The following is a 26,885-nucleotide window of genomic DNA, read 5'->3' as shown; positions in this document are numbered from 1 at the left end:
AGCCGCGCGGACGAGCGGGCGGCCGGACTGCCGGACGACTATTCTGCGGCGGTCGCCGACCGGTCCGGGTCCTGCGCCGTCACATCGTGATCGGGCACGGTCTCACCGGCCCGGATCAGGTCGATCCGGCCCATCACCTTGGAGCGCAGGTCGGTCGGGACGTCGTCCTGCCCGCAGCAGCGCTTGACCAGCTTCTTCACGGCCTGTTCGAGGCCGTACTTCTCCAGGCACGGGGAGCACTCCTCGAAGTGCACCTCGAACTTCGTGCAGTCGCCCTCGGGCATCTCCCGGTCGAGAAACTCGTAGAGATGGTCGAGGACCTCCGAGCAATCCGTCTCGTGCGGCTCTCCGCAGCTCATGAGGCCGAGCCCTTCCGATCGTCCGAGTCACCGGCACCGGCCGCGACGAGCCCGCGCTCACGGGCGTAGTCCTCCAGCATGCCGCGCAGCTGGCGACGGCCGCGGTGCAGCCGGGACATCACCGTACCGATGGGAGTCCCCATGATGTCCGCGATCTCCTTGTAGGCAAAGCCCTCGACATCGGCGAGATACACGGCGATGCGGAACTCCTCGGGAATCGCCTGGAGCGCCGACTTCACGTCGGAGTCCGGGAGATGGTCGAGTGCCTGGGACTCCGCCGAGCGCAGACCGGTCGACATGTGCGACTCGGCCCGTGCCAGCTGCCAGTCCTCGATCTCCTCGGCGGCGCTGCGCTGGGGTTCCCGCTGCTTCTTGCGGTACGAGTTGATGAAGGTGTTGGTGAGGATGCGGTACATCCACGCCTTGAGGTTGGTGCCCTCGCGGAACTGGTGGAAAGAGCCGTACGCCTTGGCGTAGGTCTCCTGGACCAGGTCCTCGGCATCGGCCGGGTTGCGCGTCATGCGCAGCGCGGCCGAGTACATCTGGTCGAGAAAGCCGAGGGCGTCGCGCTCGAAGCGCGCGTTGCGCTCGGCCGGCGTCTCCGGTGCACGGCCGTCGTCGGTCCCTGTGTCGGTCCCAGTGACCGGACCCACCTCCTCCAACGATGTGGCGGAGCCGAAACCGGACCCGCTCGCCTCGGAGAATAGTCGACCTTGCTGGGAGACGGCCTGTCGATTGATGCCGCCCTTCGCCCGCTCGGAGGTGGTCTTCGCCGCAGGCAGCACGGTCCACTCCAGGTCAGCGGCGTTCGAGCGGCTGGGGCAGATGGTCGAACCCATGCGACGGACTCCCTCTCCACGTACGACGTTGTTGTACCGACGTCCCGAACAACAGCGCCCCGCCACGGAGCATTCCCGGGGCCTGTGCCACCCGCACGAGGCCCGTGTCACCTACGTCGTCCGTACCTCATCCACATCGCCGTACGTCATCCGAGTGACGCGATCCACTCCGCGACCGCGTCGGTGAGGAGGCCCATCGTCTGTTCCTCGGTCGCCCCGGATCTCTTCGGCACCGCGAACCCGTGGTCGCCGTGGGGCACTTCGGTCAGCTCGTACGGACCGGGCGGGAACTCGTCGGGCTTGCCGAACGGGTCGTTGCCGCCCTGCACCACCAGGGTGGGCACTCCGGCGCCGAGCAGTTCGTCGGCGCGGGACTTCTCGGGCCTGCCCGGCGGGTGCAGCGGGAAGCTGAGCGCGAGGACGGCCGCCGCGCCCAGCTCGGTGGCGGTCCGGCAGGCGACCCGGGCCCCGGCGCTGCGGCCTCCGGCGACGACGGGCAGCCCGGGAGCGGCCAGGGCGGGCCACAGACCGCGCCAGCCGGTGTCCAGGGTCTTCGGGGCGGGGGCCACCTTCTTGCCGGCCACCCGCCAGGGCTGCTCCACCAGGGCGACGGTGACACCGTGTCCGGGCAGGGCGGCGGCGAGGGCCTTGAGATCGCGGGCCTCGATGCCGCCGCCCGCCCCGTGGCTCACGGCCAGCACGAGGCGGGGTGCGGAGGCGGGAACCCAGGTGATCCTGGCCTCGCCGGCGTCGGTGGTGACGTTCTGCGTACGTGGTTGACGGCTCACCGCGCCATCCTCCCCCGCCGGCAGGTCAGAACAGCGTGGACTCCTCCGGCGCGGCCAGCTCCTCCAGCAGTTCGGGCCCGTTGTTGCGGACGTTGCTGACGGCGGTGGCGACCGGGTAGGCGCGCATCAGGCCGCCGGGCGGCGGCTCCAGCAGGGCCCGCAGCTCGTCCTCGCCGGTGTGCGAGGGGTCCAGCCAGGCGTCCCAGCGGTCCGGGGTGAGCATCAGCGGCATCCGGGGGTGGATGTCGGCGAGCGCGCCGGGGCCCTCGGCGGGGGCGACGGCCAGCGGGGTGGTCTCGGCCTCGGTGGTGATCACCGAGCAGGTCACCCACCAGGCGTTCTCGTGGTCTCCGGGCAGCGTCGTATCGCGCCAGAACTCGTAGAGTCCGGCCATCGCGAAGACCGACCCGTCGGCCGGGGTCACGAAATACGGCTGCTTCCGGGCCCGCTTCTTGCCCTTCTTCTCCTCCAGCTGCCGCTCCTCGGCGCCGGTGACCCACTCGTAGTAGCCGTCGGCGGGCAGGATGCAGCGGCGCTGGGCGAAGGCGCGGCGGAAGGAGGGCTTCTCGTGCACGGTCTCCGCGCGGGCGTTGATCATCCGGGCGGCGCCCTCGGGGGTCTTCGACCAGGACGGCACGAGTCCCCATTTCAGGGCGCGCAGCTGGCGAACCGGACGCCGGTCGTCGGCGTCCTTAACAGGACGCTCCAGAACCGCGTAGACCTCTTTGGTCGGCGCCACGTTCCAGTCCGGCTCCAGGGTCTCGGTGGGTTCCCACTTCTCGACGCCGAAGAGCCCGGTCAGGTCCTCGGGCGCCCGACTGGCTGCAAACCGTCCGCACATGGATGCCAGACTGCCACGACCGCCCACCCCCACCGCAAGGAGTCGCCCGCCGATGAACAGCACCGAACTGGGCGATCTGTGGGATCGCGTCACCGGGACCCAGTCCGCTCCCGAGCAGTGGCTGGTGGTGGTGACGGCCGCCCTGGCGCTCATCGCCGTCGTGCCGAACCCGATATGGCGGCTCGCGCGCAACACGATCACCATCGCGCACGAGGGCGGCCACGGCCTGGTGGCCCTGCTCACCGGTCGCCAGCTCTCCGGTATCCGGCTGCACTCGGACACCAGCGGGCTGACCGTGAGCCGCGGCAAGCCGACGGGCATCGGCATGATCCTGACGGCGGCGGCGGGCTACACGGCCCCCTCGCTGCTGGGCCTGGGCGGCGCCTGGCTGCTGACCAACGGCCGGATCACCCTGCTGCTGTGGGTGGCGACGGCGCTGCTCGCGGTGATGCTGGTGATGATCCGCAATGTGTACGGGGCCCTCACCGTCATCCTGACCGGCACCGCCTTCCTGCTGGTGTCCTGGCTGGCCTCCTCGGACGTGCAGTCGGCGTTCGCGTACGCGGTGGTGTGGTTCCTGCTGCTGGGCGGGGTGCGGCCGCCGTTCGAGCTCCAGTCCAAGCGGCGCCACGGCGGCGCCCCGGACTCCGACGCGGACCAGCTGGCCCGGCTGACCCACGCCCCGGCGGTGCTGTGGCTGTTCCTCTTCCACGCGGTGTCGCTGTGCTCGCTGATCGGCGGCGGACGGTGGCTGCTGGGCTGGTGAGGCCGGGCAGGGCGCTCCGGTCCGTACCACTCCCTCGTTACGAGTCGGTTTCCGCCCTTTTGGTCAGGATCGGGGTCGGCGTGGAACCACTAAAGTGATGGCCATGACCGAGAGTTCCGTGCACCCTGCCCTCTGGCCCGCCCCCCACGCGAGCGGAGCCGTCGACGCGACCGTCACCGTGCCCGGATCCAAATCGGTCACCAACCGCGCGCTCGTGCTGGCCTCGCTGGCCGCCGAGCCGGGCTGGCTGCGCCGCCCGCTGCGCTCCCGCGACACCCTGCTGATGGCCGAGGCGCTGCGCGCGATGGGCGTCGGCATCGAGGAGACCGTCTCCTCGTCGTCCGCGACCAGCCCGTCCGCCGCGGCCTCCCCGGACAGCTCCGGCGAGGCCTGGCGCGTCATTCCGGCGGGGCTGCACGGCCCGGCCACGGTCGACGTCGGCAACGCGGGCACGGTCATGCGCTTCCTGCCGCCTGTCGCCACGCTCGCCGACGGCGAGATCCGCTTCGACGGCGACCCCCGTTCGTACGAGCGCCCGCTGACCGGCGTGATCGAGGCGCTGCGGGCGCTGGGCGCGCGGATCGACGACGACGGGCGCGGTGCGCTGCCGCTGACCGTGCACGGCGGCGGGGCGCTGGAGGGCGGCCCGGTGGCGATCGACGCCTCGTCCTCCTCGCAGTTCGTCTCGGCGCTGCTGCTGTCGGGGCCGCGCTTCAACCAGGGCGTGGAGGTCCGGCACACCGGATCCACGCTCCCCTCGATGCCGCACATCCGGATGACCGTCGACATGCTGCGGGCCGTCGGCGCCCAGGTGGACGAGCCGGAGACGGGCGGCGAGCCGAACGTCTGGCGGGTCTCGCCCTCCGCCCTGCTCGGCCGGGACCTGACGATCGAGCCGGACCTGTCCAACGCCCAGCCGTTCCTGGCCGCGGCCCTGGTGACCGGCGGCCGGGTCACGATCCCCGACTGGCCCGAGCGGACCACCCAGCCGGGTGACGCGCTGCGCGAGATCTTCACCGCGATGGGCGGCAGCTGCGAGCTGACCGAGCGCGGGCTGACCTTCACCGGCACGGGCCGCATCCACGGCATCGACGTGGATCTCGGCGAGGTCGGCGAGCTGACCCCGGGCATCGCGGCGGTCGCGGCGCTGGCCGACTCCCCCTCCACGCTGAGCGGCGTCGCCCATCTGCGGCTGCACGAGACGGACCGGCTGGCCGCGCTGACCAAGGAGATCAACGAGCTGGGCGGCGATGTCACCGAGACGGCCGACGGGCTGCACATCCGCCCGCGCCCGCTGCACGGCGGCGTCTTCCACACGTACGACGACCACCGCATGGCCACCGCCGGGGCGATCATCGGCCTGGCGGTGAAGGGCGTGGAGATCGAGAACGTGGGCACGACCGCCAAGACCCTGCCGGACTTCCCGGACATGTGGACCGGAATGCTCGGGGCCTAGGACATGCGCCGTTACGGGAAGAACCCCGACGAGGACGACATCCGCGTCCGCCCCAACCGCAAGGGCAACCGGCCGCGTACACACATCCGGCCCAAGCACGAGGACGCCGAGGACGGCATGGTCCTCACCGTCGACCGGGGCCGGCTCACCTGCCTCGTCGAGGGCCGGACCGTGGTGGCCATGAAGGCCCGCGAGCTGGGCCGCAAGGCCGCCGTGGTGGGCGACACCGTCTCCATCGTCGGCGACCTCTCCGGCGAGAAGGACACGCTGGCCCGGATCGTGCGCATCGCCCCGCGCCGTACGGTGCTGCGCCGCACGGCGGACGACGACGATCCGTACGAGCGCGTGGTCGTCGCTAACGCGGACCAGCTGGCGATCGTCACCGCGCTGGCCGACCCGGAGCCCCGCCCGCGCATGATCGACCGCTGTCTGGTGGCGGCGTACGACGGCGGGCTGACCCCGCTCCTGGTGCTGACCAAGTCCGACCTGGCCTCGCCGGACAAGCTGCTGGAGGCGTACACCCCGCTCGGCGTTCCGTACATCGTGACCAGCCGTGAGGAGCTGGAGAACGGCGACGCGGCCGACCAGGTGCGCACCTTCCTCAACGACCGTGTCACCGCCTTCGTCGGGCACTCCGGGGTCGGCAAGACCACGCTGGTCAACGCCCTGGTGCCGAAGGACCGGCGGCGGACCACGGGCATCGTCAACGCGGTCACCGGCCGGGGCCGGCACACCACCACCTCGGCCCTCGCGCTGCCGCTGCCCGGCGACCGGGGCTGGGTCGTCGACACCCCGGGCGTGCGGTCCTTCGGGCTGCACCACGTCGACCCGTCGCGCGTCATCAACGCCTTCCCCGACCTCCAGCCGGGCACCGAGAACTGCCCGCGCGGCTGCACGCACGACGGGGACCAGCCCGAGTGCGCGCTGGACGCGTGGGTGGCGGAAGGCCACGCCGACCCGGCGCGACTGGACTCGCTGCGCCGGCTCCTCGCGACCCGGGAACGGCGCGAGGGCGACTGACGGCCACACATCCGGCCGGATTCGGTTCCGGCCACGCGGACACGTTTGCGAGCTTCAACGACTGGTAAAGGCATAATCGCACCGAGCGGGACGAAGCCGTCACCTATGCGGGAGGCAACTGACGATGGCGTGGCTGCTGGTCGTGGTCGCAGGACTGCTGGAGACCGGCTTCGCCGTGTGTCTGAAGCTCTCCCACGGATTCACCCGGCTCTGGCCGACGATCGCGTTCGCCGCGTTCGCCCTCGGCAGCTTCGGTCTGCTGACCCTGGCGCTGCGGAAGCTGGACGTCGGTCCGGCGTACGCGGTGTGGACCGGGATCGGGGCGGCCGGCACCGCGATCTACGGCATGGTCTTCCTCGGCGACGTGGTCTCCACGCTGAAGCTGGTGTCGATCTCGCTGGTGATCATCGGTGTGATCGGCCTCCAGCTGTCGGGCTCCGCGCACTGAGACCCGCGGGCCCTCGAACCACCGGCCCCGGCGTCTCCCCACCTTGAGCCGCCGCCTCTTGCGCCGCCGGCCCTTGAGCCGCCGCCTCTTGCGCCGCCGGCCCTTGAGCCGCCGCCCCTTGCACCACCGGCCGCGCCGCCTCCCGTACGAGACTGAGCGCGCGGCTGTCCGCGGCGTCGTCGCCCGGCACCGGGACGATCACACAGGACAGCGCGAGGCGTAACGCGATCTCGCCGCGCCCGTCGGTGGCCCCGGGCGACGCGGCCGCCATCCGGTCCCGTACCAGCGCGAGCAGTTCCTCGGGGGTCGGCGGCGGCCGGGTGCCCGTACGCCCCGGGGAGCCCGGCCGGCGGTCCGGACGGGGCAGCCCTTCCGCCCAGTGCCCCGTGAGCAGCGCCTTGACCAGCGCGTCCCGGCGGGCGGCCCGTACGGTCCAGAGCGCGACGGCGGCCGGGCGGTCGGGCGCGGGGGCGGTCAGGGCGCGGTCCACCCCGGCGAGATAGCCGTCGGCGGCCCGTCGCAGCAGGGCTCCGGCCAGTCCGTTCTTGGTGCCGAACTCGTTGTGGAGGGTCTGCCGCGAGACGCCCGCCAGGGCGGCGACGTCGACCATGCGCACGGCGCGCCAGGGCCCGTCGTCCAGCGCCCGGAGGGCGGCGTCCAGCAGGGCCTGCCGCGCTGTCGGCATCGTCGCCTCCCCCGCCCCGGGATCCTGCGGTTCAGAGTTGACGCGGTCCCGGGGGCTGTCAAGGGTTCCGGGCGGCGGCAGGGGCGCTGTAGCCCGCGCCCGGCGTCGCTGGATACTGTGACGGCATGCCCGACTACCACGATGATCTGCGCTTGGCCCATGTGCTGGCGGACGCCGCCGACGCGGCGACGATGGACCGGTTCAAGGCTCTCGACCTGAAGGTGGAGACCAAGCCGGACATGACGCCGGTGAGCGAGGCCGACAAGGCCGCCGAGGAGCTGATCCGGGGCCACCTGCATCGGGCCCGCCCGAGGGACGCGATCCTGGGCGAGGAGTACGGGGTCGAGGGCAGCGGACCGCGGCGCTGGGTGATCGACCCGATCGACGGCACCAAGAACTATGTGCGCGGCGTGCCGGTGTGGGCCACGCTGATCTCGCTGATGGAGGCCGGGGAGGACGGCTTCCAGCCGGTGATGGGCGTGGTCTCCGCGCCCGCGCTGAACCGGCGCTGGTGGGCGGCGAAGGGCGCGGGCGCGTTCACCGGCCGCAGCCTCACCTCCGCGACCCGGATGCACGTGTCGAAGGTGGAGCGGATCGCCGACGCCTCGTTCGCGTTCTCCTCGCTGTCCGGCTGGGAGGAGCAGGGCCGCCTCGACGGCCTCCTGGACCTCACCCGGGCCTGCTGGCGGACGCGGGGGTACGGGGACTTCTGGCCGTACATGATGGTCGCGGAGGGTTCCGTGGACATCTGCGCGGAGCCGGAGCTGTCGCTGTGGGACATGGCGGCGACCGCGATCATCGTGCAGGAGGCGGGCGGCCGGTTCACCTCGCTGGACGGGGTGGACGGTCCGGGCGGCGGAAACGCGGCGGCCTCGAACGGGCCGCTCCACGACGAGCTGCTGGGCTATCTCAACCAGCGCTACTGAACGCCCCTTCTTTCCGGGCCTGTTTGCCGGCCTGTCCGAAACCGTACGGTTCACGAAGCGCTCGGGGGCGTGTTGTGTGCTTTTCGCACGCCCTCCCGAGCGCCTCGCCCACCCCTTGTCGACCCGCCCCAAGGGTGCAACTCTGAGAGTCCCCCCACTTGTGAACTTGTGAATCGACTCACAGAGTCGGCTCACCGAGGAGGTGGCTCGTTTCATGCTCGTCCGTGACGCCATGAGCACGGTGGTCCTCACCATCGGCCCCACCCATACGCTCCGCCAGGCGGCCCGGCTGATGTCGGCCCGTCGCATCGGGGCAGCTGTCGTCCACGACCCGGACACCTGCGGGCTCGGCATCATCACCGAGCGCGACATCCTCGACGCGGTCGGATCGGGGCTCGATCCCGACCAGGAGACCGCGTCCGCCCACACCACCACCGACGTGGTGTTCGCCGCCCCGTCCTGGACCCTGGAGGAGGCCGCGGAAGCCATGACGCACGGCGGGTTCCGGCATCTGATCGTGCTGGACGGCGACGGCCCGGTGGGCATCGTGTCGGTGCGCGACATCATCCGCTGCTGGGCGCCCGCCCGCCGGCGTACGGTCGCGGCCGCCGGCTGACGGCTGCCGGGCGCCATTCGCCGAGCGCCGGGCGTCGGAAAGGCCGGTGGGCCGGACCCCCGTGAGGGGATCCGGCCCACCGTCGACGACAGGCGTCCGGTCAGCCGCGAAGGGCCTGGACCGCGGTTTCCAGCCGCTTGCCGAAGTCGCCGTCCGCCTGGCGGAAGTTGTTGATCGCGCGCTCGGCGATGTCGTCGCGCGAGACCTTGGCGATGAACCCGGCGAGGTTCTCGATCAGCCGGACCTTCTCGTCCTCGGAGAAGAGCCGGTAGAGGTCGCCCGCCTGCACGAAGTCGTCGTCCTCGGCGTGGCTGGGGGCCTCGGTGCTGCCGGTGGTCCCGGTGACCGGGAGCGGCTGCCACAGCGGCCGGTCGGTCTGGAACGGGCCGCCGAAGCTGTTCGGCTCGTAGTTCTTGGCGCCCTTGTGACGGCCGTCATAGAGGAAGCCGTCCCGGCTGTTGGTCCGCGCCTCGGTGGCGTGCGGGCGGTTCACCGGCAGGTGGTCGGCGTTGATGCCGACGCGGTAGCGGTGGGCGTCGCCGTACGCGAAGAGGCGGCCCTGGAGCATCTTGTCCGGGGACGGGCCGATGCCCGGCACGAAGTGCGCGGGGCTGAAGATCGACTGCTCGACCTCGGCGAAGATGTTCTCCGGGTTGCGGTTGAGCTCCAGCTTGCCGATCTCGATCGGCGGGTAGTCCGCGTGCGGCCACACCTTGGTGAGGTCGAACGGGTTGAAGCGGTAGCCGGCCGCGTCCGCCGCGGGCATGATCTGGACCTGCACCGTCCAGGACGGGAAGTCGCCGTTCTCGATCGCCTCGCGCAGATCGCGCTGGTGGCTGTCGGGGTCCTCACCGGCGAGCTTGTTGGCCTCGTCCTGGGTGAGGTTCTTGATGCCCTGGTCGGTCTTGAAGTGGTACTTGACCCAGAAGACCTCGCCGGCCTCGTTGTTCCACTGGTAGGTGTGCGAGCCGTACCCGTTCATGTGGCGCAGCGTGGCCGGAATGCCGCGGTCGCCGAAGAGCCAGGTGACCTGGTGCGTCGACTCGGGCGACAGACCCCAGAAGTCCCAGACGTTGTCCGCCTCCTGCGAGCCGGTGTACGGGTCGCGCTTCTGGGTGTGGATGAAGTCGGGGAACTTGATGGCGTCCTTGATGAAGAACACCGGGGTGTTGTTGCCGACGAGGTCGTAGTTGCCCTCCTCGGTGTAGAACTTCAGCGCGAAGCCGCGGGGGTCGCGCACGGCGTCGGCGGAGCCGAGGTTGCCCGCGACCGTGGAGAAGCGCAGGAACGTCTCGGTCTGCTTGCCGACCTCGGAGAGGAACTTCGCCCGGGTCCACTGCGAGACGTCGCGGGTCAGCGTGAACGTGCCGTAGGCGCCGGCGCCGCGGGCGTGCACGATGCGCTCCGGAATGCGCTCACGGTTGAAGTGGGCGAGCTTCTCCAGCAGCGCCTGGTCCTGGACGAGGACCGGGCCGCCGGCGCCCGCGGTCTCACTGTTCTGGTTGTCGGCGACCGGCGCCCCGGCCTCCGTGGTGAGCGGTCCCTGCGTCACGTGCGCCTCCTGCGTCATGTCCTGCACAGCTGCCTGTCCTCTGTACAGCCCTGTCCCTTGGCGAATGCCGGTTTCGATCCTACAATGGACATTGTCTAAGTCAAGTGAGCATCCAAAGTCACACTCGATCGGGACTCGATCCCGCCACTGTTAGGCTGGGCCCCATGAGCGACCTGCTGGAACGACTTCGTGGACGTGGCTGGCGCATGACGGCGCAGCGGCGTGTCGTGGCCGAGGTCCTCGACGGGGACCACGTACACCTGACGGCGGACGAGGTCCACGCGAGGGCCGTTTCCCGGCTGCCCGAGATCTCGCGTGCCACCGTCTACAACACCCTCGGCGAGATGGTGTCCCTCGGCGAGGTGCTGGAGGTCTCCACCGACCGCCGCGCCAAACGCTACGACCCGAACGCACACCGCCCGCACCACCACCTGGTGTGCGCCCAATGCGGCGCGATCAGGGACGTGCACCCGGCGGGCAACCCGCTGGCGGACCTGCCGGCGGACGAGCGCTACGGCTTCACGGTCTCCGGCGTCGAGGTGACGTACCGCGGCATCTGCCCGAACTGCGCCGCCACCGGCTGAGCCGACCGCGCCGGGTCCGCCCGTCGAACGGGTGGGCCCGCTTTTCGCGGTCCGGGGGTTGCCCCTCGACGCCCTCGTGCCTCTCACCGCTCCAAATGACCGTGGGGACATCGCGACGTCCTGCTAACGTCTGCGCCATGAAGCGCGCTGCTATGACGACGACGCCGGAGAGTATCCCGGCGCGCTGACAGACGATCTGATCCGAAGCCCCGGGGCAAGTGCCCCGGGGCTTCGTCGTAGGCCCGGTCACTTGCTCCGCCCCCAGCGAGGAGACCGCGATGACCACCAAGCACGACCACCGGAAACTGGGCCGTGAACTGGGCCTGTTCGACACCGATCCGCTGATCGGCGCGGGCCTGCCGTACTGGCTGCCCGACGGCGCGGCCGTACGGCACACCCTGGAGGAGTACATCCGTGCCGCCGAGCGGCGGGCGGGCTAGCACGTGTACTCACCGGTACTCGGCAAGCGGGAGCTGTACGAGATCTCGGGGCACTGGGCGCACTACAGCGACGACATGTTCCCCCCGATGGACCTCGGCGGGGAGCGGGTCGTCCTGCGGCCGAGCCTGTGCCCCCATCACGCGGTGATCTACCGGTCCCGTTCCCACAGCTACCGCGAACTGCCGCTGCGCATGGCCGAACTGGGCGGCATGTACCGCTCCGAGCTCTCGGGCGTGCTCGGCGGACTGACCCGGGTGCGGGCCATCCAGCTCAACGACGCACACATCTTCTGCACCCTGGACCAGGTCGCCGAGGAGGCGCGGGCCGCGCTGGAGATGATTCGCCGGGCGTACGAGGCGCTCGGCATCACCCCGACCCGTTACCGGCTCTCCCTCCCGGGCCCCGGTGGCAAGTACGTCGCCGCACCCGAGAAGTGGCAGCGGTCCACCGCCCTGCTGACCGACGTCCTCGACCGCTCCGGCCTGCCCTACGAGGCGGCCGAGGGAGAGGCCGCGTTCTACGGTCCCAAGATCGACGTCCAGGTCACCGACGGCGCCGGCCGGGAGTCCACCCTGTCCACCGTGCAGGTCGACTTCCACCAGCCCGAGCAGTTCGACCTGCACTACATCGGCGCGGACGGCGCCAAGCACCGCCCGGTCATGGTCCACCGGAGCATCATCGGCAGTGTGGAGCGAGCCGTCGCCCATCTCATCGAACAGCACGGCGGCGCTTTCCCCGCCTGGCTCGCCCCCACTCAGCTGGTGATCCTCCCGATCTCCGACACCGAACTGCCGAACGCCGCGGCCCTCGCCCAACGCTGCACTCGTCTCGGACTGCGTGCCCGGATCGCGGGACCGGACCGCGGCAGCCTGGGGGCCCGCATCCGAGAGGCCCGCCTGGTTCCCTACCAAGCCGTCATCGGCGCAAAGGAGGCCGCTGACGATCACGCCGCACTGCGTTTGCGTGATGGACGCCGACTCGACCCGCAGCCGGTCAGTGACGTGCTGACCCGCATCAGCGCTCTCATCGGGGCCCACAGCACAGACCTGTGGGCCGACGCCACCTCGTAGCAGCGTCATAGCAGCGTCGCGATCAGCGCCTGCTGTCGCCCGGCGCCGCGACCGCCGGACATGACGAAGGCCCGGATCTCGATGAGATCCGGGCCTTGGCCTTCAGTAGCGGGGACAGGATTTGAACCTGCGACCTCTGGGTTATGAGCCCAGCGAGCTACCGAGCTGCTCCACCCCGCGTCGGTGAATGCAACATTACGCCAGCGGGTCGAACGGCGCAAATTCATTCACACCGGCCCCGGAGGCCGCCTCTCCGGCGTCCGGGGCCGGCGTCCGGGCTCCGGGCTCCGGGCTCCGGGCGTCCGGCGTCCGGCCGGTCGCGGTGTTACGCGGTCAGCTCCTGGTGCAGCGCCTCGCGCAGCCGCGCGGCCCGCTCGGCCACCTCGGCCGGGCCCAGCTCCACCGCCCGGGCGCACCAGCGCTGCCCCTCGGTGAGCTCGCCCCGGCGGGCGGCGAGGAGTGCCAGACGCAGCGCGGCCCGGCCGTGTCCGGCGCCGGCCGCACGGGTCCACCACAGGGCGGCCTCGCGCTCGCTGCCCTCGCGGGCCAGCAGCAGCCCGAGGTTGAAGGCCCCGTTGCGGCTGCCCGCCTCGGCCGCCTCCCGGTACCAGTGGGCGGCGCTCTCCACGTCCCCGCGAGCCGCCGCGAGCATGCCGACCCGGACCTGGGCGCGGCGGTGGCCCTGCTGGGCGGCCCGCTCGTACCACTCCTCGCACTCGGTCTTCTCCGGCATCGGCTCGCCCAGCGCGGGCGGTCCCGGCGGCGGCTGGCGCGCGTCCAGCACTCCGGCCAGCCGGAACGCGGCCTCGGCGCTTCCGCCGCCCGCGGCGCAGCGCAGATGCCGCTCGGCCTCGCGGTCGTCGCCGTCCCGCAGCAGGGCCATGCCGACCTGGAGCGCGGCGTCGGTGTGCCCGGCCGCCGCGGCGCGCTCGTACCAGCCCAGCGCCGTACGGTCCTCGTCGCGACCGGCGTGCAGGATGCCGAGGTTGAAGGCCGCGTCGACGCTGCCCGCCTCGGCCGCCTTGGAGAACCAGGGCTCGGCCCCGGTGTGGTCGCCCGCCTGGAGCAGCAGCACGGCGAGCGCGTTGGCGGCCTCGCGGTGCCCGGCGTACGCGGCACGGCGGTACCACTGCTCGGCCTGCGGGACGCGGTCCTGGGCGGCGCAGAGCAGCCCGAGGTTGTACGCCCCGTTGACGTCACCGGCGTCCATGGCGGCCCGGTACCAGCGCTCGGCGGTCTGCTGCTCACCGCGTGCGGCGTGCAGCGCGCCGAGCGCGTTGGCGGCGTTGCCGTCACCGTCCTGGGCAGCGCGCAGCCACCACACGGCGGCGCTCTCCTCGTCACCGGCGTCGCGCAGCAGGAAGCCCAGCGCGCACGCGGCGCGCGGCTCGCCGTCCTTGGCGGAGGTGAGATACCAGCGCCCGGCCTCCTTGAGCTCGCCGCGCTGCTCCAGGATCGCGCCAAGGTGCAGGGCGGCCCGCCGGTGGCCCCGGGCGGCGGCCTGGCGGTACCACTGCTCGGCCTCGCCGACCCGGCCCGCGGCGGGGCCCGCCACGGGGCCGTCGCCGTCGGCCGCGGCCTTGGCACCGGACTCCTGCGCGTCGGGAGCGGGCACGGGCGCGGGCGGGCCGCCGGGCAGGCCGAGGCCCGTTCCGGTTCGTCCGGAAGCGGCGCCCCGGCCCAGGCCGAAGGCGTCGTGCGGGTCCTCCACGGCCTTCCGCTCCAGGGTGCGGGCCAGCCGGTAGGCGGCCTCGCGGTGCCCCTGTTCGGCAGCGGCGCGCAGCCAGCGCTCGGCGCCGACGTCGCCACGGTGCTCCAGGAGGTCGGCCAGCGCGTACGCGCCCAGCGCGTGGCCCTGCTCGGCGGACTGACGCAGCCAGTACTCCGCGCCGGGCTCGTCGCCGCGCTCGCGGAAGTGCCGGCCGAGCGCGTGCGCGGCGGCGGCGGATCCGGCCACGGCGGCGATGCGCCACCAGCCCGCGGCCTCGTCCGGGTAGCCGCGCTGGTGGAGCAGGACGCCCAGGTTGTTCGCGGCGGCCCGGTCCCCGTCGGCGGTGGCGGCGCGCAGATAGCGCTCGGCGCCGTCCAGCTCTCCCCGGCGCAGCAGCAGCGCGCCCAGGACGCTCATGGACGCGGTGTCCCCCGCGTCGGCGGCGCGCCGGTGGCGCGCCTCGCTCTCGGCACTGTCCGCGGCGTCGACCGCGTCCGTGGTGTCCTCGTCGGACGAGCTCGCGGCGGGGCTCGGGTCGGTGGCGCCGGTCCGCTGGACCGGTGCGCCCGTCCCGGCGATGGCAGCGGCGAAAGCCGCGTCTACCGCGCTTTCCACATCTTGGCCGCGCTGCTGCACAAACCGCCCTGTCTCCAACAGAGTTGCCCTGTCCCCCATAAATACCATCGTCGCACCACCTGTAACCCGCGTACACCTGGTATATCGCGGCCAGTGAGGTCACTACAGCGTTTTGTCGACATGCCCACAGGGAGACAAGTCAAACACGTCCGGAAGCAACTGCTGCCCAGCGAACCGCACTTCACGCCCACAGCCTGGGATAGACACGGCCTCACGCACGACGGACATGACGAAGGCCCGGATCCCAATGGATCCGGGCCTTCGTCTTTCAGTAGCGGGGACAGGATTTGAACCTGCGACCTCTGGGTTATGAGCCCAGCGAGCTACCGAGCTGCTCCACCCCGCGTCGTTGTGTTCAAACCGTACCACGACGCGGGGTGGACTCTGCTCAGCTGCCCTGGTCGGAGCCCTTGTCGGCTCCGTCGGCGACATCGGGCTTCTCCGCCGGATCCGCCTTGTCGACGCCCGCCGGCTTCCCGGCGGACGCGGGCTCGGCCGAACCGTCCGGCTTGGCGTCGCCCGCCGGCTTCTCGGCGTCGTCGGCCTTGTCCCCCTCGCTGCCCGCCTTCGGCTGCGCGGCGGCGGCACGTTCCAGAGCCTCCTGAAGAGCCTCCTGGGCCTTGCCGTAAGCCGGCCAGTCCTGCTCCTTCAGCGCCTTCTCGCCGTCGGAGTAGGCCTTCTGGGCGTCCGCGATGGCCTTCTTGAGCGCGGCGCTGCCGGTGGCCGGGGGCTCGTCGGTCTCGCCCGGCGGATCATCGGTGTCGGGCGGTGTCGTGGCCCCGTCGTCCTCGACCCCGAAGACGGCGTTGAGCGCGTCCTTGAGGTTGTTCTCAAAGACGATCTTCGAACCGTACGAGGCGGCCACCTTGCGCAGCAGCGGGTAGTTCTGGTTGCCACCGCGCGTGTAGACCGGCTCGATGTAGAGGAACCCGCCCTCCAGCGGAACCGTCAGCAGGTTGCCGTACTCGATGTCCGAGTCGGTGCCCTTGAGGTTCCTCACGAACTCGGCGACGTCGTCGTTGCCGTTGAGCTCACTCTGTACCTGGCCCGGGCCCTTCACCGTGGAGGTGACCCGTAGCAGCCGCATGGTGCCGTAGTCCTTGCTGGCCGCGTCCGCGTTCACCGCCATGAAGGCTCCCAGGTTGGGGCGCCCTCGTGGAGTGAACGTGGTGGTCAGCGAGAACTGCTGCTCATCCTCGCCCGGCATCTTCATGCTCAGGTAGTACGGCGGAACGGAGCCCGGCTCCTTGTTGGTCGGGTCGTCCGGCACCTGCCAGGCGTCGGAACCGCTGTAGAACTGCGCCGGGTCCTCGACGTGGTAGCGGGTGAGCAGCTCGCGCTGGACCTTGAAGAGGTCCTGCGGATACCGCAGGTGGTCCATCAGGTCCTGCGGGATGTCCGTACGGGCCTTGACCGTGCCCGGGAACGCCTTGCGCCAGGTCTTGAGGACCGGGTCCTCGGTGTCCCACTCGTAGAGCCTGACCTTGCCGTCGTACGCGTCGACGGTGGCCTTCACCGAGTTACGGATGTAGTTGACCTGGTTCTGCTGGGCGACGACCGCTCGCTGGTTGGTGGTCAGCGAGTCGGCCGTGGTGTCGCCGAGCGTCGTCCGGGACGCGTACGGGTAGCCGTTGCTCGTGGTGTACGCGTCGACGATCCACTGGATCCGGCCGCCGACGACCGCCGGGTAGGCGTCGCCGTCGATGGTCAGCCACGGGGCGACCGCCTCGACGCGCTCCTTGGGCGTGCGGTTGTACAGGATCCGCGAGCCGTCACCGATGGCTCCCGAATACATGATCTGCGGCTCGCTGAAGGAGACCGCGTACGCGGCACGGTTGAAGGCGTTGGAGAGACTGACCCCGCTGTCGCCCTCGTAACTGGTGGTCTTCTCGCCGTCCTCCTCGTAGTCGAGCTCCTTCTGGGGCCCGCCGACGATGGAGTACTGCTCGGTCTTCTCGCCGTAGTAGATCCGCTGCTCGTACTTCCCGAACTCACCGGTGGAGGGCAGACCCGACTCGGTGAAGTCCGGAGACCCCGTCGGGTTGGTTCCGGTGGTGGTGCCGCGGGCCGCGATGGCGCCGTAGCCGTGGGTGTACGTGAAGTGGTCGTTGATCCAGTTCCGCTTGGGCAGGCCCTGGATGTTCAGCTCACGCAGACCGATGACGGTGTCCTGCTCCTTGCCGTCCTCGCCCTTGTAGCGGTCGACGTCCAGCGTCTTGGGGAACTGGTAGTAGTTCCTCCGCTGCTGGAGCTGCTGGAAGGCCGGGGAGACGACGTTGGGGTCCATCACCCGGTAGCTGGCGGCGGTGTTGGCCGCGGCCCGCAGCTTGGTGTCGTCGTTCGTGGTCGACTGACCGTCGTAGTCGTCCACCTTGGCGTCATCGATGTCGTACGCGTCGCGTGTGGCATTGATGTTCTTCTTGATGAACGGCGCTTCCTTGGCCTGCTCGTTCGGCTGGACCTGGAACTTCTGCACGATCGCCGGGTAGAGCCCGCCGATCAGGATCGCCGAGAGCACCATCAGGCCGAAGCCGATGACCGGGAGCTGCCAGGTGCGGCGCCACAGCGTCGCGAAGAACAGCACCGCGCAGATCGCGGCGATGCAGAACAGGATGGTCTTCGCCGGGAGATAGGCGTTGGCGTCGACGTACCGCAGGCCCGTCCAGTTGTCGGTGGCCTTGAAGTCACTGGACTTCACGGCCAGCCCGTACCGGTCGAGCCAGTACGCCACGGCCTTCAGCGAGACGAAGATGCCGAGCAGCACCGAGAGGTGGCCGGTGGCCGCACCGGTGGCGCGGGCGCCGGGGCTGGTGATGCGCAGCCCGCCGTACAGATAGTGGGTCAGCGCGGCGGCGATCAGCGACAGCACGGTCGCCGCGAAGCCGAAGCCCAGCAGGAAGCGGTACCACGGCAGGTCGAAGGCGTAGAAGGAGACGTCCAGCTGGAACTGGGGGTCCTTCTGCCCGAACGCCACGCCGTTGACGTACATCAGCCACGTGCGCCACTGGCCGGAGGCGGACGCTCCGGCGATCAGTCCGACGAGCGCCGTGACGGCGAGCAGCACCCACTTCTTGTAGGGGGCGATGCTCATGCGGTAGCGGTCCAGGCTCTGCTGTTCCAGCGACATCGCGCTCAGCGGCGGCCGGAGCCGGTGCGCGAGCCAGATGTTCACACCGATGGCGAGCGCCATCAGCAGTCCGAAGACGAGGAACAGCCCGATCTTGGTCCACAGGGTGGTGGTGAAGACGGATGAATACGCGACCGACCTGTACCAGAGCCAGTCCGTCCAGAACCCGGCGAACATGACGAAGGCCATGGCGAGAACCGCCAGGACACCCAAAGTCATGAGCAGGGTACGGGCGCGCCGGGACGGGCGGCCGACTCTGATCCGTGGCCCGGTCGGGCCTCCGCCGCGGTCCGGCATCTGGAAAGCCAACGTGCGCACCTCGAAGTTCGCGGTCGTGTGGACAGGCCCAGCGATCCTAGAGCCCACCTATGCAACTTACTAAGGCTTTACCTAGTTCCCGTTCCCGGGGCGGAAGGAGGCAGGATATTGCCCATGCCCAACGTTTCCCCCGCAGGACCCCCGATGGCCGCGAGTCCGCTCACCGTCGCCGTCCTCGAAATCGACGCCTATGCCTCCAACCTCGGCTGGGACCAGCCCGCCCGGCTGTTCGCCCTGGTCGACACCGCGCAGCTGCGGGTCCAGGAGCCCGGTCTCGCCGCTCAGCTGGGCCTTGAGGACCCCAGCTCGTCCGTCGCCGCGCTCACCCCGATCGAGCAGGACGAACTTCCCCCGGGCACCGCGCTCGACGACTTCCTCGGCACGATCGCCTGGCCCGACGCCGTGGTCGGCTGCGCCATGACGGTGGAGCGGCTGATGCTGCCGCCGTCCGCGGAGGCCTCCGTGCCGGAAGGTCTCGGCGACAAGCAGCTGACCCAGTGGGTGGCCAAGCACCCGGACCGGCAGGAGGTGCGGATGACCGTGGCCGTCCTGCGGGACGGGGCCCGCGAGTCCGCCGTACGGCTGCGCGAGAAGGACTCCCCCACCGAGGTGCTGACCGGCGCCGGTCTGGTGCCCGGTCTCGCCGAGGCGCTCGCGGCGACGTTCGAGTCCTGATCCGGCCGCTGCCCGGGGCCGCACCGCGGTTCCCGGGCGGCGCGGCCGTCAGCCGGTCGAGCAGCTCGGCAGTCCGGCGGTCTTCCCCGCGCGGATCTGCTCCAGCGACTTCGTGGCGTCCTCGATGGTCTTGACCCGCACCAGGGTGAGGCCGCTGGGGGTGTCGGCCGCGGCCGAGGCGCAGTTGTCGTCGGGCGTGAGGAAGTAGCGTGCGCCGGCGTCGCGGGCGCCGACCAGCTTCATGTTGATGCCGCCGATCGGGCCGACCTTGCCCGCGTCGTCGATGGTGCCGGTGCCCGCGACGAACTTGCCGCCGGTCAGATCGCCCGGGGTGAGCTTGTCGATGATGCCCAGGGAGAACATCAGCCCGGCGCTCGGTCCGCCGACGTCCGCGAGCTTGATGTCGATCTCGAACGGGAACGTGTGGTCGGTCCCGGCCCTGATCCCGACGATCGCCCGGTTCTTCCCGCCCTCCTCCGCGCCGTCCTCGGCGGCGGGAGCCTTCGCGGTCCTGATGGTGATCTTCTCGCCGCCCTCGGGTTCGCGGCCGGCCTTCTCCGCCGCGGCGGCCTCCTTGGCGGGAACGATGGTGAAGGTGACGTTCTCGCCCGGCTGGTGCTTGGTGACGAGCTTCGCCACGTCGCCGGGTTCCGTGACGGCCGTGCCGTCGACGGCCTTGATCACGTCGCCCGCGTGCAGCTTGCCCTCGGAGGGGCTGCCCTTGACCACCGTGGAGACCACGACCTGCGTGGAGACCGGGATGTCCAGCTCCTTGAGGGCGGCCACCTTGGCGCTCTCCTGGGACTGGCTGAACTCCTCGGCGTTCTCCTGGGTGGACTGCTCCTCGGTCTTGCCGTCCGGGTAGAGCGTGTCGTGCGGCACCACGACGCTGTCGTGGGCCAGCCAGCCGTAGACGGCTTCGACGATGTTCATCCGGTAGTCCGCTCCGGTGACGCGGACCGTCGTCATGTTGAGATGGCCGGATGCCGGGTACGTCTTGCGACCGGAGATCTGCAGTACGGGCTCGCCACGCGCTTCACCGAGGGTGTTGACCGTCGGTCCCGGAGACATCTCCGCGTACGGCACTTTGATCAGCACGCCTGCGCAGAGCAGCGCGATGAGGACGAGGGTGGAGGCGAGCATCGTCGCGGTGCGGCGTGGCATGGAACGACAGTACGGGAAGGGCCTGTCAGTGCACCGCCGGGGCCGGTCCGTACGGGGCGACCGGAACGCGGCGGCAGGTGGTCACGCGGCGTGCGGCGGTCTCAGAGAGCCTCGGAACCGGAGTGCGATTTCTCCATCGCGTCACGGAATCTGGCGTAGCCGGCGAGTTCGGTGACATCGCCGGTCGTTCGATTGCGGGCAGCCCAACTCGCCCATATCGCACCACCGACAGCAGCGAAAAGTGGAATCAACAGCCAAGCGAGAGCCGCCATCACGACCTCCCTACCCCATGAGCGACCGGATGCCCGATCAGCAGATTAACGATCCGGAAGACCAACGCTCGTGGCGGGGGTGCGGTTACGCAAATCGGGGGCGATGCGCCCCGGGGCGGTTTGCGCTCAGCAGGCTCCGACCCACTCCTCCGTGCCGTCCGAGAAGCGCTGGTGCTTCCAGATCGGAACCTCGTGCTTGAGGTCGTCGATGAGCTTGCGGCAGGCCTCGAAGGCCTCGGCCCGGTGCGGGCAGGCGACGGCGACGACCACCGCCAGATCGCCCACCTCCAGTTCACCCACTCGGTGGACGGCCGCCAGGGCGCGGACCGGGAAGTCGGCGACGACCTTCTCCGCCACTCGGCGCATCTCGTCCTCGGCCGAGGGGTGACAGGAATAGCCGAGCGCGCCGACGTCCTGTCCGGCGTCGTGGTTGCGCACGGTGCCGACGAAGAGCGCGATGCCGCCCGCCGCGTCGTCGCCGACGGCGCGGAAGACCTCGTCGACGGAGAGCGCTGTGTCCCGGATCGCCAGCAGCCGGATGGGGTCGGCTGCCGCGTGCTCGCCGGGGTGGTCGTGGGTGCGTGCCATGCTCCCATCGTGCCGTACGGCGCCGACATCCCGGAATTGCCTGTTCTACCGGCGGCCGACCGACCGGTTTGGAGCCTCCTACAGGCCCCCGGGCGCGGTGGGCGATCAGATCCGGCGGCGGGCCTTGCGGGCGCGACGGACCACGGCGGCGGCGCCGAGCAGGGCGACCGTGGCTCCGGCGGCTCCGGCGGCGGTGGCGTCCTTGCGGCCGAGGCGGCGTCCGGCGAGCGTGTGCCGGCCCTCGACCTCTTCGAGGAGGGCGCCGAGCACCTCCTCGTTCGTCCACTTCGGCCGCCAGCCCACATCGTGCAGCCGGCTGACGCTGACCACCCAGGGGTGCATCGTGTAGGCGAGGTCGCCCGCCGGGGACGGGGTGAGGCCGATCCGGTGCAGCCGGGCGGCGGCCCCGAGCGCGACGGCGGAGGGCAGCTCCATCCGGCGTACGCCGCTGAGCTCCTCGACCTCCTCCTGCTCCAGCCAGCCGTCGCAGCCGACCGCGAACTCGCCGTCGATCTTCTCCAGGGCGGCGTACTCCAGGGCCGTCACCAGGTCCTCGACATGGCAGAACTGCCAGGTGGGGCGTGATCCGGCGACGACCAGGAGGCGCGGGGACTCGAAGTAGCGGGTCAGGGCGGTGTCGGTGCCGCCGACCAGGACGGTGGGGCGCACGACGGTGACGTTGAGCCCGGGGTGGGCGCGCGGGGCCCGGCGGCCGAGCCGCTCGATCTCCAGGAGGTCGCCGACGCCGGTGGCCTCGGCGGTGGCGCGCAGCTCGGCGTCCTCGGAGAGGGGTACGTCGTTGTCGGCGAGGGCTCCGTAGACCATCGCCGAGGTGCACAGCACGACCCGGTGGACCCCGACGGCGGCCGCGGCGGTGAGCACGGTCTGGGTGCCGCGTACGTTGTACGCGGTGCGGGCGGCGGGGTCGGTCTCCAGGTCGAGATCGAGGGCCAGGTGCACGACGACGTCCGCGCCGCGCAGCTTCTCGGCGATGGCCGGATCCCGTACGTCCAGGATGTGCCAGGTCGCCTCGGAGACCTCGCCGCGGCGCTCGTCGATCGCGATGACCTGCTTGATCGCGTCGGAAGCGGCGAGATGGGCGGTCAACAGTTCGCCGATGCCGGTGGCGGCACCGGTGACCGCGACGACGGGGCCCCGGTTTCTGGGGGTCCTGGGGCGTTTCTCTTCAGGTGCGTTCTCGGGCGAGGGGTCGGTCAGGTTTCGCGCTGCGCGAACCTGCGGATCTGGGGAACTCACCGGGCGTCTCCAGCGGTTGTCTTCAGTACGTACCCGAATGACGCGTACGTACCAGGTGGCGTCCATCCTGCCGCAGGCCGGGAGTCGGCGGAGCACTGAGGCCCGAAGCGGGCGTGGTGTCTACGCTGGATGGTGATGTCGGGCAGTCGCCGTCGGTTCGAGCCGGCGGCCCTACGAGCCGAGGAAACCCGTGAGTGACACCCCATTCGGATTCGGCCTTCCGCCGGAGGAGCCGGAGAACGGCGACGAGGGCAAGAAGAAGGACCCCACCGAAGGTGGGCAGAGCGCGGGCGGGCCCGGAAGCCCGTTCGGATTCGGGCCGGGGGCGGGCGGGGACAACCCGTTCGCCGCAATGTTCGGCTCGATGAATCCGAACGATCTCGGCGCGGCCTTCCAGCAGCTCGGCCAGATGCTGAGCTACGAGGGCGGTCCCGTGAACTGGGACATGGCCAAGCAGATCGCCCGCCAGACGGTCTCGCAGGGCGCTCCGGACGGCACCAAGGACGCCAGCGTCGGCCCGTCCGAGCGCACGGCGGTCGACGAGGCGCTCCGGCTGGCGGACCTCTGGCTGGACGGCGTCACGTCGATGCCCTCCGGTTCGGTCTCCACCGTGGCGTGGAGCCGGGCGGAGTGGGTCGAGGCCTCGCTGCCGGCCTGGCAGCAGCTGGTCGACCCGGTGGCCGAGCGAGTGGGCCTGGCGATGGGCGATGTGCTGCCCGAGGAGATGCAGGCCATGGCGGGCCCGCTGATCGGCATGATGCGGTCGATGGGCGGCGCCATGTTCGGGCAGCAGATCGGGCAGGCCGTGGGCGTGCTGGCCGGTGAGGTCGTGGGCTCCACCGACATCGGGCTGCCGCTGGGGCCGGCGGGCAAGGCCGCCCTGCTCCCGCTGAACGTGGAGCGGTTCGGCAAGGACCTCAGCGTCCCGCAGGACGAGGTCCGGCTGTATCTGGCCCTGCGCGAGGCCGCTCACCAGCGGCTCTTCGCCCATGTGCCGTGGCTGCGGTCGCATCTGTTCGGCGCGGTCGAGGCGTACGCCCGGGGCATCAAGGTCGACACCAGCAAGCTGGAGGACGTCGTCGGCCAGTTCGACCCCTCGCAGCCGGAGCAGCTGCAGGACGCCCTTCAGCAGGGCATGTTCCAGCCCGAGGACACGCCCGAGCAGAAGGCGTCCCTGGCCCGGCTGGAGACGGCTCTCGCGCTGGTGGAGGGCTGGGTGGACGCGGTGGTCCACGAGGCCGCGAAGTCCCGGCTGACCTCGTCCGACGCGCTGCGCGAGACGATGCGCAGGCGCCGCGCCTCCGGCGGACCCGCCGAGCAGACGTTCGCCACGCTCATCGGCCTCCAGCTGCGCCCGCGCCGGCTGCGGGACGCCTCGCGCCTGTGGGCCTCGCTCACGGACGCCCGGGGCCTGGAGGGCCGGGACGCGCTCTGGTCCCACCCGGACATGCTGCCGACGGCCCACGACCTGGACGACCCGGACGGCTTCGTCCATCACGAGCAGGCCGACTTCTCCGAGCTGGACAAGATGCTCGGCGAGGCGGCGAAGGGCTCCGGCAAGCCGAAGGCCCCCGAGGCCGAAGCCGAGGCCGACACCGAAGCAGACGATCAGGGCGAAGGCAGGAGCAAGGGCGACGAGGACGGCAAGGGCGGCCCCGACCAGTGAGCCTGCACGACGACGCCACCCTCGTACTGAAGGGTTACGCCCCCGACGGCCCCGAGGACACGCACGGCGACCAGGCGGAGCTGCGCCGGGTCTACCTGGACCACCTGGCACTTCACGACGACGGCATGTGGAAGGCGTGCGGGGCCGGGCATGTGACGGCCAGCGCCCTGGTGATCGATCCGGAGCGCGGCAAGGTGCTGCTGACCCTGCACCGCAAGCTCCGGATGTGGCTCCAGATGGGCGGCCACTGCGAGGAGCGGGACGCCACCCTGGAGGCGGCGGCGCTCCGCGAGGCCACGGAGGAGTCCGGCATCACGGGGCTCACCCTGCTGCCCGGCGGACCGGTCCGACTGGACCGGCACCCGATTCCGTCGCCCTGCAACTGGCACCTCGACGTGCAGTACGCGGCCCTGGCGCCGGCCGGTGCGGCGGAGCGGATCAGCGAGGAGTCCCTGGAGCTGCGCTGGTTCGACTACGCGGACGTGCCCGGGGTGGCCGACACCTCGGTCGTACGGCTGATGGAGGCGGCGCGGTCCCGGCTGTAGCGGCGGGCTGAACAGATGTGCGTAAGGGGCGGCCCCCATGGAGGCCGCCCCTTACCGCTGCCGCTGTGCGGGTGCCGGTCAGTTCCAGGCGTTGTTCTGGTTCTGACCGTGCGCGCCCTGCTGGCCCACGCCGAACTGGGCACGGGCACCCTGGCCGATCTGGGCGTTCTGCGGAGGCATGACCTCGCTCGGCTGGACCAGTGCGAAGCCCTGGCCGAGGAAGCTCAGCTCCCAGCCCTCGCCGGTGTTGCCGCGACGCCGGAAGACACCGGAGGAGTGCGTCTGGGCCTGCATCTGCACCCGCAGGGAGCTGGACCAGGCGACGATCGCGTCCGCGTCGGCGTTGACGTACTTCTCGGGCGTGACCTGCATCATCAGCGGCTGGCCCGAGGTCATGAGGGCGACCTTGCCCGAGCCGGAGATGTTGAGCTGGTACTTGCCGCTGCCGGAGATCCCGTACTGGCTGTCCACCGCGATGACCTCGGTGTGCAGCGAGGAGTCGAGCGCGAGGACGTAGGAGCTGTCCACGGTCATCCCCTCGCGGTCGACGTCCACGACGTGGATGTACTGCGCGAGGTTGGCGAGATAGACGGTGCCCTGGCCGGACACCCGCATCAGGTCCAGACCCTCGCCGGTGTGCGCGCGGGCGCGCCGCTGGCCCTGGGACTGGTACTCCCCGTCGAAGTCCATCAGGCCCTGGTAGGCGACCATCGCGCCCTTGCGGGCGAGGACGTCGTCCTGGCCGGTCAGCGAGACCCGCAGAAGCTGCGGGTTCTGGACCGCGTACCGGTCCTGGGTCTGCTGCTCGGTGTGGCTGAAAAGCGGACTCTGCATGATGTGTTCCCCCTCCCCCTCAGTTCCGGATCCGCAGGCGGTCCGTGCTGTCCTCGCTCGGCTGGACGACGACGATGCCCTGGCCGGAGAAGGCCATCTGGTACGCCTCGCCGCTGCCGCGGCCGATCAGCGAGCCGGCCTTGAAGCTGCGCTTGCCCTTCACCTTGAGGTTCGGGGACCAGGCGACGAGCGCGTCCGGGTCGACGTACGTCTCGTCCTCGCCGCGTCCGCAGTCGACGACGATCGGGGTGCCGCGGGAGGTGATGGCCACCCATCCGGTGCCCTGGACGACGACGTTCCACAGCCCCTGCCCGGCGAACTTGGCCATCCCCTTGACCTTCTCGACGCCCCAGGTGAGGTGGGCGTCGAAGGCGAGGAGGTTGGTGCCGTTGACGGAGAGGGAGTCGTTGTTGAGGTTGATGACGACTACGTCGGCGCCATAGTCGGCGAGATAGAGCAGCCCGTCGCCGGAGCACTTCATGATGGGCGCGCCCTCGCCGGTGATCCACTGGGAGGCGATCTGCCGGACGGCGGGCGGGTTCGGCTCGTACTGGATGAAGCCCTCGTACGCCACCATCGAGCCGGTGCGCGCGAAGAGGTCCTGCCCGGAGGCCATGGCGACCTTGAGCATGGTCTTGCCGTGGTTCTCCATCCGGGCCGTGACGGGGGTCGGGGCGTAGCCCGCGAGTTGCTGGTTCATGACGGGCTCCCTCAGACCTCGTAGGGCTGGACGACGATGAAGTTGCCGGGGGCGCCCCGGAACTGGAGGTTCACGGTCTCCCCGCTGTGTCCGGGGTACGCGTTGCGGCGCAGCCGGACCTGGCTGGAGACGATCACCTGGGAGGCGGCCGACCAGGCGACGACGGCGTTGCAGTCGGCGAACGTGGTGGGCGTGACCGGCAGGACGACCGGGGTGCCGTGGGTCTTCACGACCACGGTGCCGGTGCCCTGGAAGAGCATGGTGAACAGGGCGCCGCCCGGGATGCCGTGCCCCTCGACCCGGCGGACCTCGTACTGGAGGGACTCGTCGAAGGCGAGGACGTTCTCGGCGGAGACGCAGATGCCGTCGCCCTGCAGTTCGACCGGGTGCAGGTGCGAACCCTCCTCGGCGAGGAAGACCTGGCCTCGGCCGGTGCAGCGCATCAGCTGCATCTCCTGGCCGGTGGCGTTGCCCACGGCGCGGCCGACGAAGCCGGCGCTCTTGTAGCCGAAGTCCACCTTGCCCTGATACATCACCATGCTGCCCTGGCGGGCCAGCACTCCGGATCCGCCCATGGTCAGGTCGACCCGCATGAGCTGCTGGTTCTGCGGGGTCCAGCGCTGCCCGGTCGCGGTCTCCTTGTACGGCTGCAGGGCCGCCTGGAGACCCGCACCCGCCGCCGGCACCCCCTGGGGCACGCCCTGCGGGACGCCCGGAGGCATACCGCCGGGGGGCTGCTGACCGTACGGGGCCGGCGCGGGCTGACCGTAGGGAGCGGGGGCCGGCTGGCCGAAGGGGGCGGCGGGCGGGGCGCCCTGGCCGGGGATCTGGCCGAACTGCGGCTGCTGCGGCTGCTGCGGCTGGCCGTACGGGGACGGGGCCTGGGGCGCTTGGGGAGGCTGCGGGGCCACGGGGGCATGCGGCGCCTGAGGGGCCAGCGGGGCCGCGATCGTCGGCGCCGCGTGCATCGGCTGCTGCGGCGCGGGCGGCGGCGTGGGCGC

General features: G+C 71.1%; 24 protein-coding genes, 2 tRNA genes and 1 pseudogene. 11 read left to right on the top strand and 16 right to left on the bottom strand.

Going from position 1 to position 26,885, the window contains the following annotated elements; translation table 11 throughout:
• Nucleotides 1–38: 38 nt before the first annotated feature.
• From rsrA to G3I54_RS14925, 4 genes are all read right to left on the bottom strand, one after another.
• Nucleotides 39–359, bottom strand: coding sequence for a mycothiol system anti-sigma-R factor (gene rsrA / locus G3I54_RS14940; protein ID WP_164614920.1), 321 nt, complete (start codon nucleotides 357–359; stop codon nucleotides 39–41).
• On the bottom strand, nucleotides 356–1,012 hold the full coding sequence (locus G3I54_RS14935) for a sigma-70 family RNA polymerase sigma factor (RefSeq protein ID WP_010061546.1): 657 nt from the start codon (nucleotides 1,010–1,012) through the stop codon (nucleotides 356–358). The genes rsrA and G3I54_RS14935 overlap by 4 nt, the downstream gene beginning before the upstream one ends.
• A 332-nt stretch (nucleotides 1,013–1,344) precedes the next feature.
• Nucleotides 1,345–1,986: an alpha/beta family hydrolase gene (locus G3I54_RS14930; protein ID WP_164614916.1), complete on the bottom strand. Its 642-nt coding sequence runs from the start codon at nucleotides 1,984–1,986 to the stop codon at nucleotides 1,345–1,347.
• A gap of 25 nt (nucleotides 1,987–2,011) precedes the next feature.
• The gene (locus G3I54_RS14925) at nucleotides 2,012–2,827 is read right to left on the bottom strand and encodes an SOS response-associated peptidase (RefSeq protein WP_164614914.1); all 816 of its coding nucleotides are present in this window, start codon (nucleotides 2,825–2,827) and stop codon (nucleotides 2,012–2,014) included.
• 52 nt (nucleotides 2,828–2,879) lie between these two features.
• Here G3I54_RS14925 and G3I54_RS14920 point away from each other — a divergent pair, with 52 nt between their 5' ends.
• The 4 genes from G3I54_RS14920 to G3I54_RS14905 all read left to right on the top strand — a co-directional run bounded on the left by G3I54_RS14920 (nucleotide 2,880) and on the right by G3I54_RS14905 (nucleotide 6,517).
• On the top strand, nucleotides 2,880–3,593 hold the full coding sequence (locus G3I54_RS14920; protein ID WP_030580553.1) for a M50 family metallopeptidase: 714 nt from the start codon (nucleotides 2,880–2,882) through the stop codon (nucleotides 3,591–3,593).
• Between the two features lie 103 nt (nucleotides 3,594–3,696).
• Nucleotides 3,697–5,049 (top strand): 3-phosphoshikimate 1-carboxyvinyltransferase, encoded by a 1,353-nt coding sequence (gene aroA / locus G3I54_RS14915; protein ID WP_164614912.1) that lies wholly within the window; start codon nucleotides 3,697–3,699, stop codon nucleotides 5,047–5,049.
• Nucleotides 5,050–5,052: 3 nt separating this feature from the next.
• Entirely contained in the window at nucleotides 5,053–6,069 is a 1,017-nt protein-coding gene (rsgA, locus tag G3I54_RS14910) for a ribosome small subunit-dependent GTPase A (protein WP_164614910.1), read from the top strand.
• Nucleotides 6,070–6,193: 124 nt separating this feature from the next.
• On the top strand, nucleotides 6,194–6,517 hold the full coding sequence (locus G3I54_RS14905) for a multidrug efflux SMR transporter (RefSeq protein WP_030580547.1): 324 nt from the start codon (nucleotides 6,194–6,196) through the stop codon (nucleotides 6,515–6,517).
• Here the strand turns inward: G3I54_RS14905 and G3I54_RS14900 are convergent.
• Nucleotides 6,474–7,202, bottom strand: coding sequence for a TetR/AcrR family transcriptional regulator (locus tag G3I54_RS14900; protein WP_164614908.1), 729 nt, complete (start codon nucleotides 7,200–7,202; stop codon nucleotides 6,474–6,476). The genes G3I54_RS14905 and G3I54_RS14900 overlap by 44 nt on opposite strands.
• A gap of 125 nt (nucleotides 7,203–7,327) precedes the next feature.
• Between G3I54_RS14900 and hisN the strand changes: the two genes are divergently transcribed.
• Nucleotides 7,328–8,128 (top strand): histidinol-phosphatase, encoded by an 801-nt coding sequence (hisN, locus tag G3I54_RS14895; protein WP_164614906.1) that lies wholly within the window; start codon nucleotides 7,328–7,330, stop codon nucleotides 8,126–8,128.
• Between the two features lie 214 nt (nucleotides 8,129–8,342).
• Nucleotides 8,343–8,744, top strand: coding sequence for a CBS domain-containing protein (locus G3I54_RS14890; RefSeq protein ID WP_164614904.1), 402 nt, complete (start codon nucleotides 8,343–8,345; stop codon nucleotides 8,742–8,744).
• 100 nt (nucleotides 8,745–8,844) lie between these two features.
• Here the strand turns inward: G3I54_RS14890 and G3I54_RS14885 are convergent, their stop codons facing one another.
• Complete coding sequence (locus G3I54_RS14885) at nucleotides 8,845–10,314, bottom strand: catalase (RefSeq protein WP_164615021.1); 1,470 nt, start codon at nucleotides 10,312–10,314, stop codon at nucleotides 8,845–8,847.
• Nucleotides 10,315–10,460: 146 nt separating this feature from the next.
• On the opposite strand from G3I54_RS14885, the gene G3I54_RS14880 reads away from it, so the two are divergent.
• On the top strand, nucleotides 10,461–10,880 hold the full coding sequence (locus G3I54_RS14880; RefSeq protein ID WP_164614902.1) for a Fur family transcriptional regulator: 420 nt from the start codon (nucleotides 10,461–10,463) through the stop codon (nucleotides 10,878–10,880).
• A gap of 278 nt (nucleotides 10,881–11,158) precedes the next feature.
• Nucleotides 11,159–12,391 (top strand): annotated as a pseudogene (gene thrS / locus G3I54_RS14875) (threonine--tRNA ligase).
• Between the two features lie 106 nt (nucleotides 12,392–12,497).
• Here thrS and G3I54_RS14870 read toward each other — a convergent pair.
• The 4 genes from G3I54_RS14870 to G3I54_RS14855 all read right to left on the bottom strand — a co-directional run bounded on the left by G3I54_RS14870 (nucleotide 12,498) and on the right by G3I54_RS14855 (nucleotide 18,162).
• A tRNA-Met gene (locus G3I54_RS14870) sits at nucleotides 12,498–12,571 on the bottom strand.
• A gap of 145 nt (nucleotides 12,572–12,716) precedes the next feature.
• Complete coding sequence (locus tag G3I54_RS14865; protein WP_164614900.1) at nucleotides 12,717–14,786, bottom strand: tetratricopeptide repeat protein; 2,070 nt, start codon at nucleotides 14,784–14,786, stop codon at nucleotides 12,717–12,719.
• A gap of 224 nt (nucleotides 14,787–15,010) precedes the next feature.
• A tRNA-Met gene (locus G3I54_RS14860) sits at nucleotides 15,011–15,084 on the bottom strand.
• A 42-nt stretch (nucleotides 15,085–15,126) separates the two neighbouring features.
• Nucleotides 15,127–18,162 (bottom strand): UPF0182 family protein, encoded by a 3,036-nt coding sequence (locus G3I54_RS14855; RefSeq protein WP_164615018.1) that lies wholly within the window; start codon nucleotides 18,160–18,162, stop codon nucleotides 15,127–15,129.
• 135 nt (nucleotides 18,163–18,297) lie between these two features.
• On the opposite strand from G3I54_RS14855, the gene G3I54_RS14850 reads away from it, so the two are divergent.
• Complete coding sequence (locus tag G3I54_RS14850) at nucleotides 18,298–18,858, top strand: PPA1309 family protein (RefSeq protein WP_239144379.1); 561 nt, start codon at nucleotides 18,298–18,300, stop codon at nucleotides 18,856–18,858.
• 48 nt (nucleotides 18,859–18,906) lie between these two features.
• On the opposite strand, the gene G3I54_RS14845 is transcribed toward G3I54_RS14850, so the two are convergent.
• The 3 genes from G3I54_RS14845 to G3I54_RS14835 all read right to left on the bottom strand — a co-directional run bounded on the left by G3I54_RS14845 (nucleotide 18,907) and on the right by G3I54_RS14835 (nucleotide 22,139).
• On the bottom strand, nucleotides 18,907–20,022 hold the full coding sequence (locus G3I54_RS14845) for a PDZ domain-containing protein (protein ID WP_164614898.1): 1,116 nt from the start codon (nucleotides 20,020–20,022) through the stop codon (nucleotides 18,907–18,909).
• 398 nt (nucleotides 20,023–20,420) lie between these two features.
• Complete coding sequence (locus G3I54_RS14840) at nucleotides 20,421–20,882, bottom strand: molybdenum cofactor biosynthesis protein MoaE (RefSeq protein WP_164614896.1); 462 nt, start codon at nucleotides 20,880–20,882, stop codon at nucleotides 20,421–20,423.
• Between the two features lie 105 nt (nucleotides 20,883–20,987).
• Nucleotides 20,988–22,139, bottom strand: a complete 1,152-nt coding sequence (locus tag G3I54_RS14835; protein WP_164614894.1) for an SDR family oxidoreductase — start codon at nucleotides 22,137–22,139, stop codon at nucleotides 20,988–20,990.
• 190 nt (nucleotides 22,140–22,329) lie between these two features.
• Here G3I54_RS14835 and G3I54_RS14830 point away from each other — a divergent pair, with 190 nt between their 5' ends.
• Nucleotides 22,330–23,805, top strand: a complete 1,476-nt coding sequence (locus tag G3I54_RS14830) for a zinc-dependent metalloprotease (protein WP_164614891.1) — start codon at nucleotides 22,330–22,332, stop codon at nucleotides 23,803–23,805.
• A complete protein-coding gene (locus G3I54_RS14825; RefSeq protein ID WP_164614889.1) occupies nucleotides 23,802–24,350 on the top strand; it encodes an NUDIX hydrolase in 549 nt (182 codons plus the stop codon). The genes G3I54_RS14830 and G3I54_RS14825 overlap by 4 nt, the downstream gene beginning before the upstream one ends.
• Nucleotides 24,351–24,428: 78 nt before the next feature.
• Here the strand turns inward: G3I54_RS14825 and G3I54_RS14820 are convergent, their stop codons facing one another.
• From G3I54_RS14820 to G3I54_RS14810, 3 genes are all read right to left on the bottom strand, one after another.
• Entirely contained in the window at nucleotides 24,429–25,184 is a 756-nt protein-coding gene (locus G3I54_RS14820) for an AIM24 family protein (RefSeq protein ID WP_164614887.1), read from the bottom strand.
• 19 nt (nucleotides 25,185–25,203) lie between these two features.
• Entirely contained in the window at nucleotides 25,204–25,884 is a 681-nt protein-coding gene (locus tag G3I54_RS14815) for an AIM24 family protein (protein WP_164614885.1), read from the bottom strand.
• A gap of 11 nt (nucleotides 25,885–25,895) precedes the next feature.
• A partial coding sequence (locus G3I54_RS14810; RefSeq protein ID WP_203686298.1) for an AIM24 family protein occupies nucleotides 25,896–26,885 on the bottom strand: 990 nt, incomplete at its 5' end.

Source organism: Streptomyces sp. SID14515, assembly GCF_010548505.1.
Taxonomy (GTDB): Bacteria; Actinomycetota; Actinomycetes; order Streptomycetales; family Streptomycetaceae; genus Streptomyces; species Streptomyces caviscabies.
This window is presented reverse-complemented; position numbering and strand designations above follow the sequence as displayed.